Below are 16,090 nucleotides of genomic sequence, written 5' to 3'. Positions count from 1 at the left end.
TATCATAACTAGTTATGGACGTCAATAACCATTTTACATATTTCTTTAATCTACTTTACCATCTTATTGCCTTTATATTTCTTTGTTCTGATATATTTATTACACTCTGTTTCAGATGCAAATCTTTTAAATAAATTAAATAATACTTGATACCTATCCTCCATTGCTTGTTTTACCATATGATCGATTCTGTTGTCACCAAGGTCAAATAATAATTCCTCCATTTCACGTTTTAGTAGATATTCTAATTCCTTGATTTCTCTGTTATTTAATAATAGCCCTAACATATATTCACCTCTAGAATAATTTTGGGAATAAATTCAAATTGTTGAGATTACAATTTAATTTGTCTCAATCGCGATAAATTATTCATAGTCTTGTCCATTTGAACATAAATATTAGAAAACGTTACGCACTAGAGGAGGATTTACTATGAAGTTTTTCGTCGTAGTGAATGGGAAGAGAATTAAACAATCTCTCATTGTAATTATAGCTGCTTTTTTTACAGCTAGTATTTTGTATATGGGAAATCAACAGCAATCAGTATTCTCAACTGAGAAAGGGCCGATGGCAATCTATAAAGGCGAAAAAGCGGATGATAAAGTAGCCCTTACATTTGATATCAGTTGGGGAGATGAACGAGCGCCCATTATTTTGGATACTTTAAAGAAGGAAGGAATAAAAAATGCAACCTTCTTTATTTCTGCGTCATGGGCTGAGAGACATCCGGATATTTTGGAGCAAATTGTAAAAGAAGGCCATGAAGTAGGAAGTATGGGGTACCATTATCGAAATTATGCTGATTGGGATGATAAAAAAATTAGACGTGACATATTAATGGCAGATGAAACTTTAAAGAAGTTAGGAATAAAGGAGCTCAAGTATCTTCGTCCGCCAAATGGCAATTTTAATAAAAAAATTCTTCAAATAGCAGATTCCTACGGTTATTCAATTGTACACTGGAGTGTTAATTCATTAGATTACACAAACCCAGGTATTGAGAAAATCGTTCAGAATGTAGTACCAAACGTTAATGGCGGGGATATAATTCTGCTCCACGCATCCGATTCAGCAACACAAACAGAAAAGGCCTTGCCCCAAATAATTAAGGGCTTAAAGTCTAAAGGTCTTAAAATTGTAACAGTATCAGAGTTAATTTCTAACGCTGATATAAAAAGCAATGAAGTAAAATAGCTGATCCAATAGGATCAGCTATTTGCTGTTTTTGTAAGTCGATGAAGAATTAATAACTGCCATGTATTACATATTAATAAAGGTAAGACCATTAAAAGTAACCAAGCCTTATCATCAGCGCGTAAAGCTGGTACCCATTCTAGAATCGTAACAGCAACCATGAAAAATAAGGCTGGAATAAATGCGCCCTTATTTGTTTCTTTCATTTTCCAGTAAGCAATTATCATTCCATAAAGTAGAATAAGTACAGCGGGAAGAATATATTCAGAAAGTGGTTGTCCTTCTCCATATGCTATATATCGAAAGTAAACAAGATCAAATAAAACAAAGGCAATTAAAACTATTTGAACAGCATTCCATAGTGATTTAAACAACCCTAATCCAAATCGATGAACAGTTAAATAAGCAAAGAAACCCATTTGGCTTATTAAGCTAAATATGAAACCGACACCAAGCAACCACAGTGTAACGGAAAGTATCTCGACTAAATTAAATGGTATAAATAAAGAAGAATATTCGTCCCATTTTACACCAAATCCAATAATTACTGTACTTATTCCTCCAATAATCAGAGTAGTTAAAAATAAGTATACCCAATTTCTACTTTTCATTTTTTTGCCCCCAAATGGTTCAAATCCTTCCTTATTGTATCAATCACCCCAGTAAAAAGCTAGTCTCATAAAGCGTATATTTTTCTCAAATCAATTCATATTAACTATAGGTGAAATTTTTTGAAAGGAGCTCTTTTAGCTATGAAAAATATATTAATGCTCCTCCTTCTTTTGCTGTTTTTAATTAGCGCCTGTGCACCAGCAGAAATACAGGGGAACAATCAACCAGATTATGATACAACAAAGAAAATGGTGGTTGATATTCTTAAAACAGATGAAGGAAAAAAGGCAATAGAAGAAATAGTAACAAATGAAGATACTAAAGCACAGCTTGTAATGGACCAACCTTTTGTCCAACAATCAATTAAAACTGCTTTAACATCTGAGGAGGCATTAAACTTTTGGAAAAAGCAATTTGAGGATCCAAAGTTTACTGAGGCCTTCGCAAAGTCAATGCAAGCTGAACATGAAAAGTTGATTAAAGGATTAATGAAAGACCCTGACTATCAGGCAATGATGATCGATATTTTGAAAGACCCCGAAATGGAAAAGCAGCTTTTAGATGCAATGAAATCCCAGCAATACAGAGACCAGCTTAAAACATTAATATCAGAAACAATCGAAAGCCCTTTATTTAAGGCTAAAATGCAGGACATGTTAATTAAAGGTGCAGAGGAACTCCAAAAAGAAGAAGCAGCTAAACAAGAAGAAAAACAGAAGGAAGAATAACCAACAATCACTTTACTAATTAAAAGTTCTTTGTAAGTAGAAATAGAAAGTGGCTCCTGTGAAAACAGGGGCCACTTTTTATTACACAAAATCAAATTAATCTGTTTTATTTTATAGGATAAATACTCTTCACTGAAATGCGTTATTTTGAATATTTAATGACCTGTTCTGCAATTTCTAAATACTTTTTACCAATCTTATGGTTTTCATCATAAACTGATGGCGCAAAATCATTTTCATCTATTTCAGGTTGCCCTAATTGAATTTGGCCTAATAGAGGTGCATTTAATTCCTTGGCAAGCTTTTCACCGCCACCTTGGCCAAATATATACTCTTTTTCACCCGTTACTTTGCTTTCAAAGTACGACATGTTCTCAATAACTCCAAGAATTTCATGCTCTGTTTTTAATGCCATTGCCCCAGCACGTGCTGCAACAAATGCTGCTGTAGCATGTGGTGTGGTTACGATTATCTCACGACATGAAGGAATCAATGTGTGCACATCTAATGCAACATCACCTGTTCCTGGTGGTAAGTCTAGTAAAAGATAATCTAATTCACCCCATTCAACTTCTGAGAAAAACTGATTTAACATTTTGCCTAGCATTGGTCCTCTCCAAATGATAGGTGCATTATCTTCTACAAAGAATCCCATTGAAATTACCTTAACTCCAAAACGCTCTACCGGGTAAATTCTTTCATTTCGAACCGCAGGTCTTTCAGTTATGCCCATCATATCAGGAACACTGAAACCATAGATATCTGCATCTACAATCCCTACCTTTTTACCTAAGCGAGCTAATGAAACAGCAAGGTTAACAGAAACTGTTGATTTACCTACGCCACCTTTACCACTTGCTATCGCAATAAACTTTGTTGGACTGCTAGGGTCTAAAAGTGAAGGATTTTCTGGTTTAGTTTGGAACTGTGCAGTAACTTCCTTTGGCAGTTCACTAAAACGGATACCTACAGTATTTGCACCAGCATTTTTAAGAGCAGTTACTACTTGTTGTTGCAGCTGCATTTGCTCACCTGTTCCTGTCTTTGCAATAGCGATCTTAACACTTACATGATTCTTTTCTTCTTTTACACTAATTTCTTCGATACCATTAGTCTCAACCAATGTTTTATGTAAAAATGGATCCTGCATTTTTCCTAGTATGTCTTGTACTTGTTTTTTTGTAATCAATACTCACACCGCCTTAAGCATTTAATAATGATTCACATCAAATTATAACATAGTGGCTAGAATCCACAAATAACATAGATCACACCTAGAAAATCCCTATTTTGTTATATTCTCACTGTAGTGGCGCAGTATACCTTGATATATAGATGCTGCTACCTTTTCTTGATATGATTTTGTATTTAATAGCTCTCGTTCTTGTGGATTCGATAAGAATCCTGCCTCAACAAGTACAGAAGGAATTTTTGCTTGTTTTAATATATAAACTGTGTCAATTACTTTTACGCCTCTAGATGTATTTTCTAGGTTTCGTTCCATTTCAGCTTGAATAGACTTTGCCAATTGTTTATTTTCATCGAAACGAGGGTAATAGAATGTTTGAGCACCTCTCCATTTGGATGATGGTAAGGAATTTAAATGGATTGACACAAGCAAATTAGCATCAGAACTATTTATTAGTTCAGCTCTTCTTTTTAAATCCTGGGTCTTTCTTCGGCTATATCCTTTAAGATCCTTGTCAGCTAGGTCATTATCATCCTCTCTCGTCAAGATAACCAGTGCCCCAGCCTCTTGAAGATAATCTCTAAGTGTCAATGAAATATTAAATGCAATATCTTTTTCAAAAGCACCTTTTGGACCTGCGCCTGGGTCTGGTGCACCATGTCCTGGATCTAGAACAATGATTTGACCTGATAGAGGCAAACTCCAAGAATCCCACGTATTATGGGTTGAAAATTGATATTGAAACAAAAAGAATAATAAGATAGAGCCCACAAAAAATATAATTAACTGTAATTTCTTTTTCATATTCCTTTCCCTCCGTACCCGTCCTAATTCACTATATGGGACAAGAGGGAGAAATATGAATAATATTTACCTATTATATTTAGTGTAGGCGAAGCCTATACCTTAATTCCCCTTTTCTAAATCCTTCCTTCCACCAGTTTCCAATATACTGCTCACATGCATGAAATAAAGATTCACTAACCAAATCATTTCCGCCTGTTGCTCCCCAGTATTGTAAATAATCAAATAAGTTATCAATTAAATATTGCTCTTCCTTGTAGCACCGTTGTCGAACTTGATCCTCAGTTTCACCAAAATAGCCAAATCTGCTCATTTTAGCACCTAATAAATATGCCTCAATGGCCATGTCAACACTACCATCCTCAATAGCAGTTGCATAGATGGAATTAGATTTAAAGAAAGGAGAAAAGAATAACTTTACTTTCTCTTTTAGTGATTTAAGTGATAATTCTCTAAGGAGTTTATGTTCAAATGCTATTTGCTTAGCATGTCTTTTCTCTTTAAAAGTAGTGATCACATTCATCAAATCCGTCACGCCTTTTCATTTTTACAAATAGTCTTTTACATGCGGTATATTCTCATACAAAAATCGTCCTACTCATAATCGCCAATTTAAGGAAATATTAAATAGAATATATAAGTAGAAATGGAGGAACTGAATGATATTGATTTATATTCGGACAACACAAGGCGAATTGTTTGGCTTCGCCTAAATGACAACAATTTAGCATAAATGCTCATTAATTTTAAATTAGGTAGTAGAAAATTAAATTATAAATGCAAGCAATTCCAAACATATAAAAAAGACCCCCAAGCAAAATGCCTGAGAGCCTTTGAAACGTTGATAATTAACGCTTCGAGAACTGAGGTGCACGACGAGCGCCTTTAAGACCGTACTTCTTACGTTCTTTCATACGTGCGTCACGAGTTAAGTAACCTTCACGCTTAAGAACTGCACGATATTCAGGGTCAGCTTGTAATAATGCACGAGCAATACCATGACGAATTGCACCAGCTTGGCCAGTGAATCCACCGCCAATAACGTTTACGAATACATCATAGTTTGTAGCATTTTCAGTAGCAACTAGTGGTTGCTTTACGATTAAGTGTAATGTTTCTAGATTAAAAAATTCTTCAATTTCACGTCCATTAATTACTACACGTCCGTTACCTGGAACTAAACGAACACGTGCGATTGAACTTTTACGACGTCCTGTACCAATATATTGTACCTGTGCCAAAATAATACCCTCCTTTAAAAATTATCCGCGAAGTTCGTAAACTTCAGGTTTTTGTGCTTGATGTGGATGTTCGCTACCTTTATATACATTAAGCTTTCTGAACATTTGACGTCCTAAGCTATTTTTTGGAAGCATACCTTTAATTGCAAGTTCAAGCATTTGTTCTGGACGAGTATCACGCATTTCTTTAGCAGTACGTGTTTTTAGTCCACCTGGATGCATAGTGTGACGGTAGTAGATTTTTCCGTTTAACTTATTACCAGTTAATTGAATCTTTTCTGCATTAATGATGATTACGTGATCACCAGTATCAACATGTGGTGTAAAAGTTGGTTTATGCTTTCCGCGAAGAATTGATGCTACTTCACTTGCAAGGCGACCTAAAGTTTGACCTTCAGCGTCGATCACTAACCATTTACGTTCAACTTCTTGTGGTTTTGCCATGTAAGTTTGACGCATTATTTTCCCTCCTAAAAATCTTATCGATCTTCTTTCATTTTCTAAAGTTCTATTTCATCACGATTAGTTTCGGGGCTAACTCGTGGCGTGGCCTTTGAAAATGTACCATAGGTAATAATATAACTTTCAAGCTACAATGTCAAGAAAATGTTACACCAGGGGAAGTTGTTTTATTCAATAAAATGTTTTTGGGACACTTTAAGAGGTGAAATTTCTCTTCCTAATACCAAACTTTCCATAGATGCAACCCGTGACCTGGTACTGTTTTTCCAGCAGTTTCCCGATCCTTTTTATCAAGAATTCCCTTAATTTCTTCAGGTTTTATTTTACCTTGACCTACCTTTAATAACGTACCAACCATTATTCGTACCATATTGTATAAAAATCCATCGCCTACAAAGCGAAAAACTATTTCACCGGCCTCTTCTATGACGTCAATTGTATAAATTGTCCGTATTTTATCCTGCTTATCGGTTTTAGTAGAGCAAAATGACGTGAAGTCATGAGTACCGATTAAATAATCAGCTGCTGCTTTAATAGCATCAAGTTCAATCCGGTATGGATAATGATAACAATAATTTCTTCGAAAAACATAGTTCTTTTGACTATTTAAAAGAAAGTAACGATATTCCTTTTTAATGACATCAAAACGTGCGTGGAAACTAGTAGGAACGCTCTCTACCTCGTCCACGATAATATCTTCAGGTAGCAGTGTATTTAATGCTCGTGCCCAATTAATCCCCGTTAAGGGGCTATCAAAGTGAATAACTTGTCCATGAGCATGTACACCTGCATCTGTTCGCCCTGATGCAGCAATGCGCGGTATTTCATCCGTCTTATGAATTTTTTTTAATGCCCGTTCGATTTCACCCTGAACCGTACGCTGTTTTGGTTGTACTTGGAAACCTGCAAAAGAGGTCCCGTCATATGAGATAGTACACTTTAAGCGATTCATTTTTACCACCTATTAAGACCTTAAAAGAAATAATAATATAATCATAATGAATAAGAGTACAAAAACAAGATGATCTGTACTTTTCCAGACAAGCTCTCTAATTCTAGTTCTACCTTCTCCACCGCGATAACCCCTTGCCTCCATTGCAAGTGCCAAATCCTCAGCACGGCGAAATGCACTAATAAATAACGGAACGAGTAAAGGAATAATTGAATTCATGCGTTGCTTTAGCGTACCACTAGTAAAGTCAACACCTCTGGCAGACTGTGCTTTAATAATTTTTTCCGTCTCTTCCATAAGTGTTGGAATGAACCGCAATGAAATTGACATCATTAGCGCTAATTCATGAGCAGGTAGTCCAAATCGTTTAAATGGAGATAACAATGCTTCCATTCCATCGGTAATCTCTATTGGTGTTGTTGTTAACGTGAGTAAGCTAGTAATCATGATTAGAAATATAAATCGAAGAGATATAAAAACACCTTGTTTTAATCCTTCCTCATAAATCGTAATCCATTTATACTGAAAGACTACCTCGCCCTCTTTGGTCATAAACAGATGCAGCACAAGTGTGAATAAAATAATCCATAAAATAGGTTTTAAGCCTTTATATATATACACCAGCGGGACTCTAGATAGCAGGACACATAGAATCGTGAATAAACCAATTATTGTATAGGTAAAGACATTATTAGCAATAAAAACAATAATAACAAATAAAAAGATTGTTAGCAGTTTTGCACGCGGGTCCATTTTGTGAATAAAAGATTCCCCAGGAACATACTGACCAATAATGATATTTTTCATTTAATCCGAACCCCTTCCTCTAAAAGGGCTACGATTTCATCCGCTACCTTATCGACAGTAAACACATTGGAAATTGGCCTAGCAAACTTCTCTGAGAGCAATTTAATGAATTGGGCTGACTCCGGAATATCTAATCCTGCTTCATTTAGCTTTTCGGGTTGCGCAAAAATTTCAAGTGGAGTTCCCTTCATATAAACAGTACCTTTATGCATAACGATAATATCATCTGCGTAGTATGCTGCATCCTCCATGCTGTGCGTAACAAGTATAGTTGTTAGCTTATATTGGTTATGCAAAGTTTTAAACATTTCCATTATCTCATTACGGCCTTTAGGATCAAGCCCTGCAGTCGGCTCATCTAAAATAAGCACCTCTGGTTCCATTGCAAGTACGCCTGCTATAGCAACGCGCCTCATCTGACCACCGCTAAGATCAAAGGGGGATTTAGTTAGTACACTTAAAGGAAGGCCTACCATTTCTAATAATTCATGAGCTTTTTTCTTAGCAGTATCGAATGAAACACCAAAATTCATTGGGCCGAAACATATATCCTTTTCTACTGTTTCCTCAAATAACTGATGCTCAGGGTACTGGAAAACGATACCTACTCTTTTTCGAAGACTCTTTAAATCCCGTTGTTTCTTATTTGCAGCAATAGTTCGATCACCAATTGAAATTTCCCCGCCGGTTGGTTTTAATAAACCATTAATATGTTGTATTAATGTTGACTTTCCCGACCCAGTATGGCCGATAACAGCTTGATATGTGCCCGACGGAATATTTAAGTTTAAATCGAATAGTGCTCTTCTTTCAAATGGTGTTTTTGCGTTATATATATGTTCTACTTCTTTGAATATAATGTCCATAATTCATTCACCAAATCTCGTTGTTTTAAGTGGGGTTTTGAGAGCTGAACTCCTTTTTTCTTAAGGAGTTGTGAGAGCTTGACTGTAAAAGGAAGGTCTAAACCTAATTGTACAAGTTTTTCGCCGTATTCAAAAATTTCCTCTGGTGTACCTTCTGCAAAGACTTGTCCTCTATTCATAACGATCACTCGGTCAGCTTGCGTAACTTCCTCTAAATCATGTGTAATCGATAAAACACTCATCTGACCTGCATTTTGTAATGAACGTACTGTTTCAATCACTTCTTTTCTACCAATAGGATCTAGCATCGATGTTGCTTCATCTAATATCATTAATGATGGTTGAAGGGCTAAAACACCTGCAATTGCAACACGTTGTTTTTGACCGCCGGAAAGTCGATGTGGCTCATGATTTAAAAAATCGTCCATTCTCACCTTACTTATGCTAGACTCAATCCTCTGTATCATTTGATCACGAGGAATACCATTGTTTTCAAGGCCGAATGCAACATCGTCTTTTACAGTGGTTCCAACAAATTGATTATCCGGATTTTGAAATACCATTCCTACTTTTTGACGAATATCCCAGACTGTATCATCTTGCAATTGTATATCTTCGATAGAAACTATGCCTTTTTCTGGCATTAGTAAGCCATTTATGATCTTTGCCAAAGTGGATTTACCCGATCCATTATGGCCAACAATTGCAAGCCATTCACCTTTATTGACCTGAAAACTGACATCCTTTAAAGCGTATTCTCCTTCAGGTGTATACCTAAAAAATAAATGATTAACTGTCATAATTTTATCTATGTTCATATGATCGGGCCCTCACTTGATTAAGCTTTGATGAAAATAAAAGTAGTGAATAATATAAATGTTATTTGTAAATTATGAATACACGAAAAAAGGGCATAGAATCAGATCTTTATAATAAGATTCTGTCTCGCCCTTTAAGATGATTATAGTCGAATTATAATTAAACTAATTCAATGATAACGACTGGCGCTCCATCACCACGGCGTTGACCAAGTTTAAGAATACGTGTGTATCCACCTTGGCGTTCTTCATAGCGCTTTGCGATGTCATTGAAAAGCTTTTGTACTGCATATTCGCCAGTTTCAGCATTCGCTACTTCATTACGAATGAAAGAAGCTGCTTGACGACGAGCATGTAAGTCACCACGTTTACCAAGTGTAATCATTTTTTCAACAACTGAACGAAGCTCCTTCGCTTTCGCTTCTGTTGTTTCGATACGCTCATTAATGATTAAATCTGTAGCAAGGTCACGAAGTAAAGCTTTACGTTGAGATGATGTACGACCTAATTTTGCATAAGCCATTTATGTCCCCTCCTTTGTTGAAGTGTTAAATTGATAGCACCGACCAATGGAATTTATTCGTCTCTTCTTAGACCAAGACCAAGCTCTTCAAGCTTCGCCTTAACTTCTTCTAATGATTTTCTTCCGAGGTTTCGTACTTTCATCATATCCTCTTCAGTCTTATTTGCTAATTCCTGAACTGTATTAATTCCAGCACGTTTTAAACAATTATAGGAACGAACAGATAAGTCAAGTTCTTCAATTGTCATTTCAAGAACTTTTTCTTTTTGGTCTTCTTCTTTTTCAACCATAATTTCGGCATTCTGTGCTTCATCAGTTAGACCGACAAAGATATTTAAATGCTCTGTTAAAATTTTTGCTCCAAGCGAAACAGCCTCTTCTGGTCGAATACTTCCATCTGTCCAAACATCAAGAGTCAATTTATCGTAGTTAGTAACTTGACCAACCCTTGTGTTCTCAACCTGGTAAGTAACACGTGAAACTGGTGTATAGATCGAATCAATTGGAATCACACCAATTGGTTGATCTTCACGCTTATTTGCATCAGCAGGCGTATATCCACGACCACGTTTTGCAGTTAGTCTCATTCGTAAATTACCATTTTTCCCTAAAGATGCAATATGAAGATCCGGATTTAATACTTCAACATCACTATCGTGTGTAATGTCAGCAGCCGTTACTTCACGTTCACCTTGAATATCAATTTCTAGTGTCTTTTCCTCTTCAGAGTAAATTTTTAACGCCAGTTTTTTGATATTCAAAATAATGTTTGTAACATCCTCAACTACACCTTCAACTGTAGAGAACTCATGTTGAACACCATCAATTTGAATAGATGTTACAGCAGCACCAGGAAGAGAGGATAATAGTATACGACGCAAGGAGTTTCCTAAACTGGTACCATATCCACGCTCAAGCGGTTCGACAACGAATTTACCAAAGGTAGCATCATTGCTAATTTCAACCGTTTCGATTTTTGGTTTTTCAATCTCTATCATTCAATAAACCCTCCTTCAAAACGTCGAAACCTCGGTTAGGTAGACCCAACCGAAATTCCCCATTAGGCAGTTCCCAAATGTGCACAACAATTTTTTCATCTGTTTAGAATATTTTATAACTGAAAAAGTTCTTATCATATCCCATTATAGACAGGGATTCAAAATCTATACAGATTATTTACACACGACGACGTTTTGGTGGACGGCAACCATTATGAGGTACTGGTGTTACATCACGAATAGCAGTAACATCTAATCCTGCTGATTGAAGAGCACGAATAGCTGCCTCACGGCCTGCACCTGGTCCCTTTACTGTAACTTCTAATGTCTTCATTCCGTGTTCCATAGAAGCCTTAGCAGCTGTTTCAGCAGCCATTTGTGCAGCGAATGGTGTAGACTTACGAGAGCCTCTAAAACCTAAAGCACCAGCACTTGACCAAGCAACTGCATTTCCGTGAGCATCAGTAATCGTTACGATTGTGTTGTTAAAAGTAGAACGAATATGAGCTACGCCAGTTTCTATATTCTTTTTCACACGGCGTTTACGAGTGTTCGTCTTACGAGCCATTGTTTAATTACCTCCTTTACCTTATTTTTTCTTATTAGCAACAGTTCGACGAGGACCTTTACGAGTACGAGAGTTGTTCTTTGTATTTTGTCCTCGAACTGGAAGACCACGACGATGGCGAATACCACGATATGAACCAATTTCGATTAAACGTTTAATGTTAAGTGATACTTCACGACGAAGATCACCTTCTACTTTATGGCGATCGATGATATCACGGATTTTCCCTAATTCATCTTCTGTTAAATCACGAACGCGTGTATCTTCAGAAACTCCTGCTTCAGCAAGGATTTGTTGAGCAGTTTTACGGCCGATACCAAAAATGTAAGTTAATGAGATAACTACACGCTTTTCGCGCGGAATATCTACACCTGCAATACGTGCCATTTAGAGTTGCACCTCCCTTTATATTATCCTTGTTTTTGTTTGTGTTTTGGGTTTTCACAGATAACCATTACTTTACCTTTACGACGAATAACTTTACATTTTTCGCAAATAGGTTTGACTGATGGTCTGACTTTCATCTCTTTTGAACCTCCTTATGTTACGGAGTGCTAGTTTATTTATAACGATATGTGATACGACCACGAGTTAAATCATATGGAGATAACTCTACAGTCACTTTATCACCTGGTAAAATACGAATGAAATGCATGCGGATTTTTCCAGAAACATGTGCTAGTACAGTATGACCGTTTTCTAGTTCTACTTTAAACATTGCGTTAGGTAAGGTTTCAATAATTGTACCTTCTACCTCAATAACATCTTCTTTAGCCATTAAGTTGCTCTCCCTTCTCAAAATCAGTAACTTGCTCATTGACAAACTTTGAAACAGCGTACCTTAGTTTTCCGTTTGTCACACGACCAGTTTCACTAATACTGTTCTGAACTTCCGGAGAAACATAATCAAAAAACTCGAGATGATTAATGTTCTTTTTCTTAGGTCGATCAAATTTACGCTTATCGCCATCAGCAATAAGTACGAAACGTTCATCGAGGACCTTTAACACTACAGCAAATTGACCAGTATCTCTACCCTGTAAAATTTTAACTAACTGACCTATTCGCGGATTCGATTCAGGTTCGGTCACCTATTATCACCTTCACTTAGGCTTTTGTTAAAATTTCATATCCAGTTTCAGTGATTGCAACGGTATGCTCAAAATGCGCACACATTTTGCCATCTACTGTAACAACAGTCCAGTTATCTGAAAGTGTTTTTACGAATCGTGTACCTGCATTCACCATTGGTTCAATCGCAAGTACCATTCCAGGTTTCAAACGTGGACCTTTATTTGGCGGTCCATAATGTGGAATTTGAGGATCTTCGTGAAGTTCCTGTCCCACGCCATGACCTACATATTCCCTAACAACAGAAAGTCCATGTGATTCAACATATGTTTGAATTTCATGTGAGATATCCGATAAACGAATACCTGCCTTAGCAACCTGCAATCCCTTATATAAGGATTGTTCAGTTACATCTAGCAATTTCTGTGTGTCATCTGTCACAGTACCTACAGTGTAGGTCCATGCAGAATCTCCATGGTAACCTTTGTATTTTGCACCGATATCAATTGAAATGATATCACCTTCGCGAAGAACACGGTTGCCGGGTATGCCATGCACTAATTCCTCATTCACAGACGCACAAATACTTCCTGGAAATCCATTATATCCTTTAAACGAAGGAATAGCATCATAAGCACGGATGGTCTTTTCAGCTATACTGTCTAATTCCTTTGTTGTGATTCCTGGATGTATATGTTTTTTTAGTTCATCATGAGTAAGTGCCACTATTTTACCAGCTACACGCATAATTTCAAGTTCGCGCTCAGTTTTGCAAATGATCATCCACGTAAGCCCCCAAGGAGTTGATCTAAATCTTTAAATACATCATCTATATGTTGGTCTCCATTGATACTACGTAAATAACCTTTATTTTCGTAGAAATCAAGTAGAGGTTGAGTTTGTTTCATATTGACTTCCAAACGATTTTCAACAGTTTCAGCATTATCATCAGCTCGTTGATAAAGTTCGCCACCACATTTGTCACAAACTCCTTCTTTCGTAGGAGGATTAAACACCATGTGATACGTAGCGCCACAATCTTTACAAATGCGACGACCAGTAAGGCGGTCCATTAACTTGCTTTGATCAACTTCAATATAAACAACGTAGTTTATTTGACGATCTAAATCTGTTAATAGCTCTTCAAGTGCTTCAGCTTGCGGTACTGTGCGTGGAAAACCGTCTAATAGAAATCCCTTTTTACAATCATCTTTTCCAAGACGTTCTCTAACAATACCTATAGTTACTTCATCTGGCACTAATGCCCCTTGGTCTATGAAAGACTTAGCCTTTAATCCTAACTCTGTGCCTTCTTTAATAGCGGCACGGAACATATCCCCAGTAGAGATATGAGGGATATCATACTTGGCTACAATCCTTTCAGCCTGAGTACCTTTTCCAGCACCAGGTAACCCCATTAATACTAGATTCATTCTCTAGTCCCCCTTATTTCTGTTGAGGATAAGGGAAAGTAATATACTTGCCCCACCTCATTAATCCTATTTCAAAAATCCTTTATAATGTCTCTTAACAAGTTGACTTTCAAGCTGTTTCATTGTTTCAAGTGCTACACCAACAACAATCAATAGGCTAGTACCACCAATTTGGACTGATTGCGGTAAATTAGCAATATTTATAAAGAAAACAGGAAGTACAGATATAACTGCCAGGAATAAGGATCCTACTAGAGTCAATCTATATAGAATGCGAGTTAGGTATTCTTGAGTACTTTTTCCTGGTCTGATGCCCGGAATGTAACCACCTTGTTTCTTAAGGTTTTCAGCCATTTGTTCAGGGTTAACTTGAACAAATGTATAGAAATATGTGAACGCGATAATCAATACAACGTAGATTGCCATTCCGATTGGATGAGCGTAATTAAATACCGTTGTGATCCATGTCGTTACACTATTTGTACCAAAAAAACCAGCTATCGTTGGTGGTGTAATTAAGAATGATATTGCAAAGATAACCGGAATTACGCCTGCTGCGTTAACTTTTAATGGTAAATGTGTTGACTGTCCACCAACAGGGCTACGGTTAACCATTCTCTTCGCATACTGGATCGGTATTTTACGAAGAGCTTGTTGTATGAAGATAGTACCAACAATAACAGCTAACATTGCTAGTAAAAGTAATAATACAGTTACTATACGAAGGAATAGCTGTTCGCCAGCATCTTCAATTTGTTGTGCATAGATCTGATTAACAGCAGTAGGAATGGCTGCAACTATACCAGCAAAGATCAGTATCGAAATACCGTTTCCGACTCCGTTTGTAGTAATTAACTCTCCTAACCATAGGAGAAATGCAGTTCCAGCTGTTAAAACTAATGCTATGAACAAATATGTCCCAACTCCAGGGTTCTCAATCAGCCCTGGAAATAAATTATTAAAACCAATTGACATACCAATAGCCTGGATAAATCCAAGCACAATGGTTCCATAGCGGGTAAACTGAGCTAATTTACGACGTCCAACCTCACCTTGTTTCGACCACTCAGTAAATTTAGGAACAACATCCATTTGCAATAATTGAATTATGATGGATGCGGTGATATAAGGCATAATACCCATTGCAAATATCGAGAAATTCTGTAAAGCTCCACCGCCAAATGTGTTGATTAATCCAAACACACTTTGGTCGGTGATCTTTATAACTTCTGTATTAACATTTGGTACAGGTATGAAACTACCTAATCTAAAAATTACAAGCATTAACAAGGTGAAAACAATTTTACGTCTGATTTCACCCACTCGCATAAAATTGGCGATTGTCTCAAACATTAAACCACCTCAGTTTTACCGCCAGCTGCCTCAATTGCTTCTTTAGCGGAAGCTGAGAACTTCTGTGCTTTAACAGTAAGTTTCTTGTCTAGCTTACCATTGCCAAGTACCTTTACACCAGCATTCAGTTTGCTGATAACACCAGTTTCTAGCAGTAATTCAGGTGTAACCTCTGTTCCGTCCTCGAAGCGATTTAATGTATCAATATTTACAATTGTAAATACTTTACGATGAATGTTTGTAAAACCACGTTTAGGTAAACGTTGGAATAATGGCATTTGTCCACCCTCAAATCCAGGACGTACTCCTCCACCTGAACGTGAGTTTTGACCTTTATGACCACGACCTGATGTTTTACCATTACCAGAACCCATACCACGGCCTACACGATTACGCTCTTTACGAGAACCTTCTGATGGTTTCAACTCATGAAGTTTCATTCTTGCACCTCCTCTTTATATCAATTTTACA

Annotated in this window: 24 protein-coding genes; 2 read left to right on the top strand and 22 right to left on the bottom strand. The window is 36.8% G+C overall.

The genetic code is table 11. From position 1 onward, the window contains the following. Window positions 1–50 precede the first annotated feature (50 nt). Entirely contained in the window at window positions 51–287 is a 237-nt protein-coding gene (locus C1724_RS24230; RefSeq protein WP_102349487.1) for a hypothetical protein, read from the bottom strand. 145 nt (window positions 288–432) lie between these two features. Between C1724_RS24230 and pdaB the strand changes: the two genes are divergently transcribed. Further along, window positions 433–1,194 (top strand): polysaccharide deacetylase family sporulation protein PdaB, encoded by a 762-nt coding sequence (gene pdaB, locus C1724_RS24225; protein WP_102349485.1) that lies wholly within the window; start codon window positions 433–435, stop codon window positions 1,192–1,194. A 14-nt stretch (window positions 1,195–1,208) separates the two neighbouring features. Here pdaB and C1724_RS24220 read toward each other — a convergent pair whose 3' ends face one another. Further along, entirely contained in the window at window positions 1,209–1,805 is a 597-nt protein-coding gene (locus C1724_RS24220) for a KinB-signaling pathway activation protein (RefSeq protein WP_102349483.1), read from the bottom strand. A 141-nt stretch (window positions 1,806–1,946) separates the two neighbouring features. Here C1724_RS24220 and gerD point away from each other — a divergent pair, with 141 nt between their 5' ends. Further along, the gene (gene gerD, locus C1724_RS24215) at window positions 1,947–2,534 is read left to right on the top strand and encodes a spore germination lipoprotein GerD (protein WP_102349712.1); all 588 of its coding nucleotides are present in this window, start codon (window positions 1,947–1,949) and stop codon (window positions 2,532–2,534) included. Between the two features lie 142 nt (window positions 2,535–2,676). Here gerD and C1724_RS24210 read toward each other — a convergent pair whose 3' ends face one another. From C1724_RS24210 to rplO, 20 genes are all read right to left on the bottom strand, one after another. Further along, window positions 2,677–3,723 carry an Mrp/NBP35 family ATP-binding protein gene (locus C1724_RS24210; RefSeq protein ID WP_102349481.1) on the bottom strand — a complete coding sequence of 349 codons (1,047 nt, stop codon included), beginning with the start codon at window positions 3,721–3,723 and terminating at the stop codon, window positions 2,677–2,679. Between the two features lie 96 nt (window positions 3,724–3,819). After that, the gene (cwlD, locus tag C1724_RS24205) at window positions 3,820–4,527 is read right to left on the bottom strand and encodes an N-acetylmuramoyl-L-alanine amidase CwlD (RefSeq protein ID WP_102349479.1); all 708 of its coding nucleotides are present in this window, start codon (window positions 4,525–4,527) and stop codon (window positions 3,820–3,822) included. Window positions 4,528–4,606: 79 nt separating this feature from the next. Then, complete coding sequence (locus C1724_RS24200) at window positions 4,607–5,050, bottom strand: YbaK family protein (protein WP_102349478.1); 444 nt, start codon at window positions 5,048–5,050, stop codon at window positions 4,607–4,609. Window positions 5,051–5,375: 325 nt separating this feature from the next. Further along, window positions 5,376–5,768 carry a 30S ribosomal protein S9 gene (rpsI, locus tag C1724_RS24195; RefSeq protein ID WP_102349476.1) on the bottom strand — a complete coding sequence of 131 codons (393 nt, stop codon included), beginning with the start codon at window positions 5,766–5,768 and terminating at the stop codon, window positions 5,376–5,378. A 21-nt stretch (window positions 5,769–5,789) separates the two neighbouring features. After that, entirely contained in the window at window positions 5,790–6,227 is a 438-nt protein-coding gene (rplM, locus tag C1724_RS24190; protein WP_102349474.1) for a 50S ribosomal protein L13, read from the bottom strand. A 220-nt stretch (window positions 6,228–6,447) separates the two neighbouring features. Further along, on the bottom strand, window positions 6,448–7,182 hold the full coding sequence (gene truA / locus C1724_RS24185; protein ID WP_102349472.1) for a tRNA pseudouridine(38-40) synthase TruA: 735 nt from the start codon (window positions 7,180–7,182) through the stop codon (window positions 6,448–6,450). Window positions 7,183–7,194: 12 nt separating this feature from the next. Beyond that, window positions 7,195–7,989, bottom strand: coding sequence for an energy-coupling factor transporter transmembrane component T family protein (locus C1724_RS24180; RefSeq protein ID WP_102349470.1), 795 nt, complete (start codon window positions 7,987–7,989; stop codon window positions 7,195–7,197). After that, a complete protein-coding gene (locus C1724_RS24175; RefSeq protein ID WP_102349468.1) occupies window positions 7,986–8,855 on the bottom strand; it encodes an energy-coupling factor ABC transporter ATP-binding protein in 870 nt (289 codons plus the stop codon). The genes C1724_RS24180 and C1724_RS24175 overlap by 4 nt, the downstream gene beginning before the upstream one ends. Further along, window positions 8,831–9,673, bottom strand: a complete 843-nt coding sequence (locus C1724_RS24170; protein ID WP_102349466.1) for an energy-coupling factor ABC transporter ATP-binding protein — start codon at window positions 9,671–9,673, stop codon at window positions 8,831–8,833. The genes C1724_RS24175 and C1724_RS24170 overlap by 25 nt, the downstream gene beginning before the upstream one ends. Window positions 9,674–9,833: 160 nt before the next feature. Then, complete coding sequence (gene rplQ / locus C1724_RS24165; protein WP_102349464.1) at window positions 9,834–10,196, bottom strand: 50S ribosomal protein L17; 363 nt, start codon at window positions 10,194–10,196, stop codon at window positions 9,834–9,836. 53 nt (window positions 10,197–10,249) lie between these two features. Then, the gene (locus C1724_RS24160; protein WP_102349462.1) at window positions 10,250–11,194 is read right to left on the bottom strand and encodes a DNA-directed RNA polymerase subunit alpha; all 945 of its coding nucleotides are present in this window, start codon (window positions 11,192–11,194) and stop codon (window positions 10,250–10,252) included. A 178-nt stretch (window positions 11,195–11,372) separates the two neighbouring features. After that, window positions 11,373–11,762, bottom strand: coding sequence for a 30S ribosomal protein S11 (gene rpsK / locus C1724_RS24155; RefSeq protein WP_102349460.1), 390 nt, complete (start codon window positions 11,760–11,762; stop codon window positions 11,373–11,375). 21 nt (window positions 11,763–11,783) lie between these two features. Next, window positions 11,784–12,149 carry a 30S ribosomal protein S13 gene (rpsM, locus tag C1724_RS24150; RefSeq protein ID WP_102349458.1) on the bottom strand — a complete coding sequence of 122 codons (366 nt, stop codon included), beginning with the start codon at window positions 12,147–12,149 and terminating at the stop codon, window positions 11,784–11,786. Between the two features lie 23 nt (window positions 12,150–12,172). Continuing rightward, window positions 12,173–12,286 carry a 50S ribosomal protein L36 gene (gene rpmJ, locus C1724_RS24145; RefSeq protein ID WP_003156543.1) on the bottom strand — a complete coding sequence of 38 codons (114 nt, stop codon included), beginning with the start codon at window positions 12,284–12,286 and terminating at the stop codon, window positions 12,173–12,175. Window positions 12,287–12,321: 35 nt separating this feature from the next. Then, a complete protein-coding gene (gene infA, locus C1724_RS24140) occupies window positions 12,322–12,540 on the bottom strand; it encodes a translation initiation factor IF-1 (RefSeq protein ID WP_102349456.1) in 219 nt (72 codons plus the stop codon). Further along, entirely contained in the window at window positions 12,533–12,853 is a 321-nt protein-coding gene (locus tag C1724_RS24135; protein WP_102349454.1) for a KOW domain-containing RNA-binding protein, read from the bottom strand. The genes infA and C1724_RS24135 overlap by 8 nt, the downstream gene beginning before the upstream one ends. Window positions 12,854–12,869: 16 nt before the next feature. After that, window positions 12,870–13,616: a type I methionyl aminopeptidase gene (gene map / locus C1724_RS24130; protein WP_102349452.1), complete on the bottom strand. Its 747-nt coding sequence runs from the start codon at window positions 13,614–13,616 to the stop codon at window positions 12,870–12,872. Beyond that, the gene (locus C1724_RS24125; protein WP_102349450.1) at window positions 13,613–14,266 is read right to left on the bottom strand and encodes an adenylate kinase; all 654 of its coding nucleotides are present in this window, start codon (window positions 14,264–14,266) and stop codon (window positions 13,613–13,615) included. Before C1724_RS24125 ends, map begins: the two co-directional genes overlap by 4 nt. Window positions 14,267–14,332: 66 nt before the next feature. Then, a complete protein-coding gene (secY, locus tag C1724_RS24120; RefSeq protein ID WP_102349448.1) occupies window positions 14,333–15,619 on the bottom strand; it encodes a preprotein translocase subunit SecY in 1,287 nt (428 codons plus the stop codon). Beyond that, window positions 15,619–16,059 carry a 50S ribosomal protein L15 gene (gene rplO / locus C1724_RS24115; RefSeq protein ID WP_102349446.1) on the bottom strand — a complete coding sequence of 147 codons (441 nt, stop codon included), beginning with the start codon at window positions 16,057–16,059 and terminating at the stop codon, window positions 15,619–15,621. The genes secY and rplO overlap by 1 nt, the downstream gene beginning before the upstream one ends. Between the last annotated feature and the right edge of the window lie 31 nt (window positions 16,060–16,090).

It is taken from the genome of Bacillus sp. Marseille-P3661, from assembly GCF_900240995.1.
In the GTDB taxonomy this organism is placed as follows: Bacteria; Bacillota; Bacilli; order Bacillales; family Bacillaceae_J; genus OESV01.
Note: the sequence above shows the minus strand (reverse complement) of the source record. Positions and strands in the feature narration are given on the sequence as shown.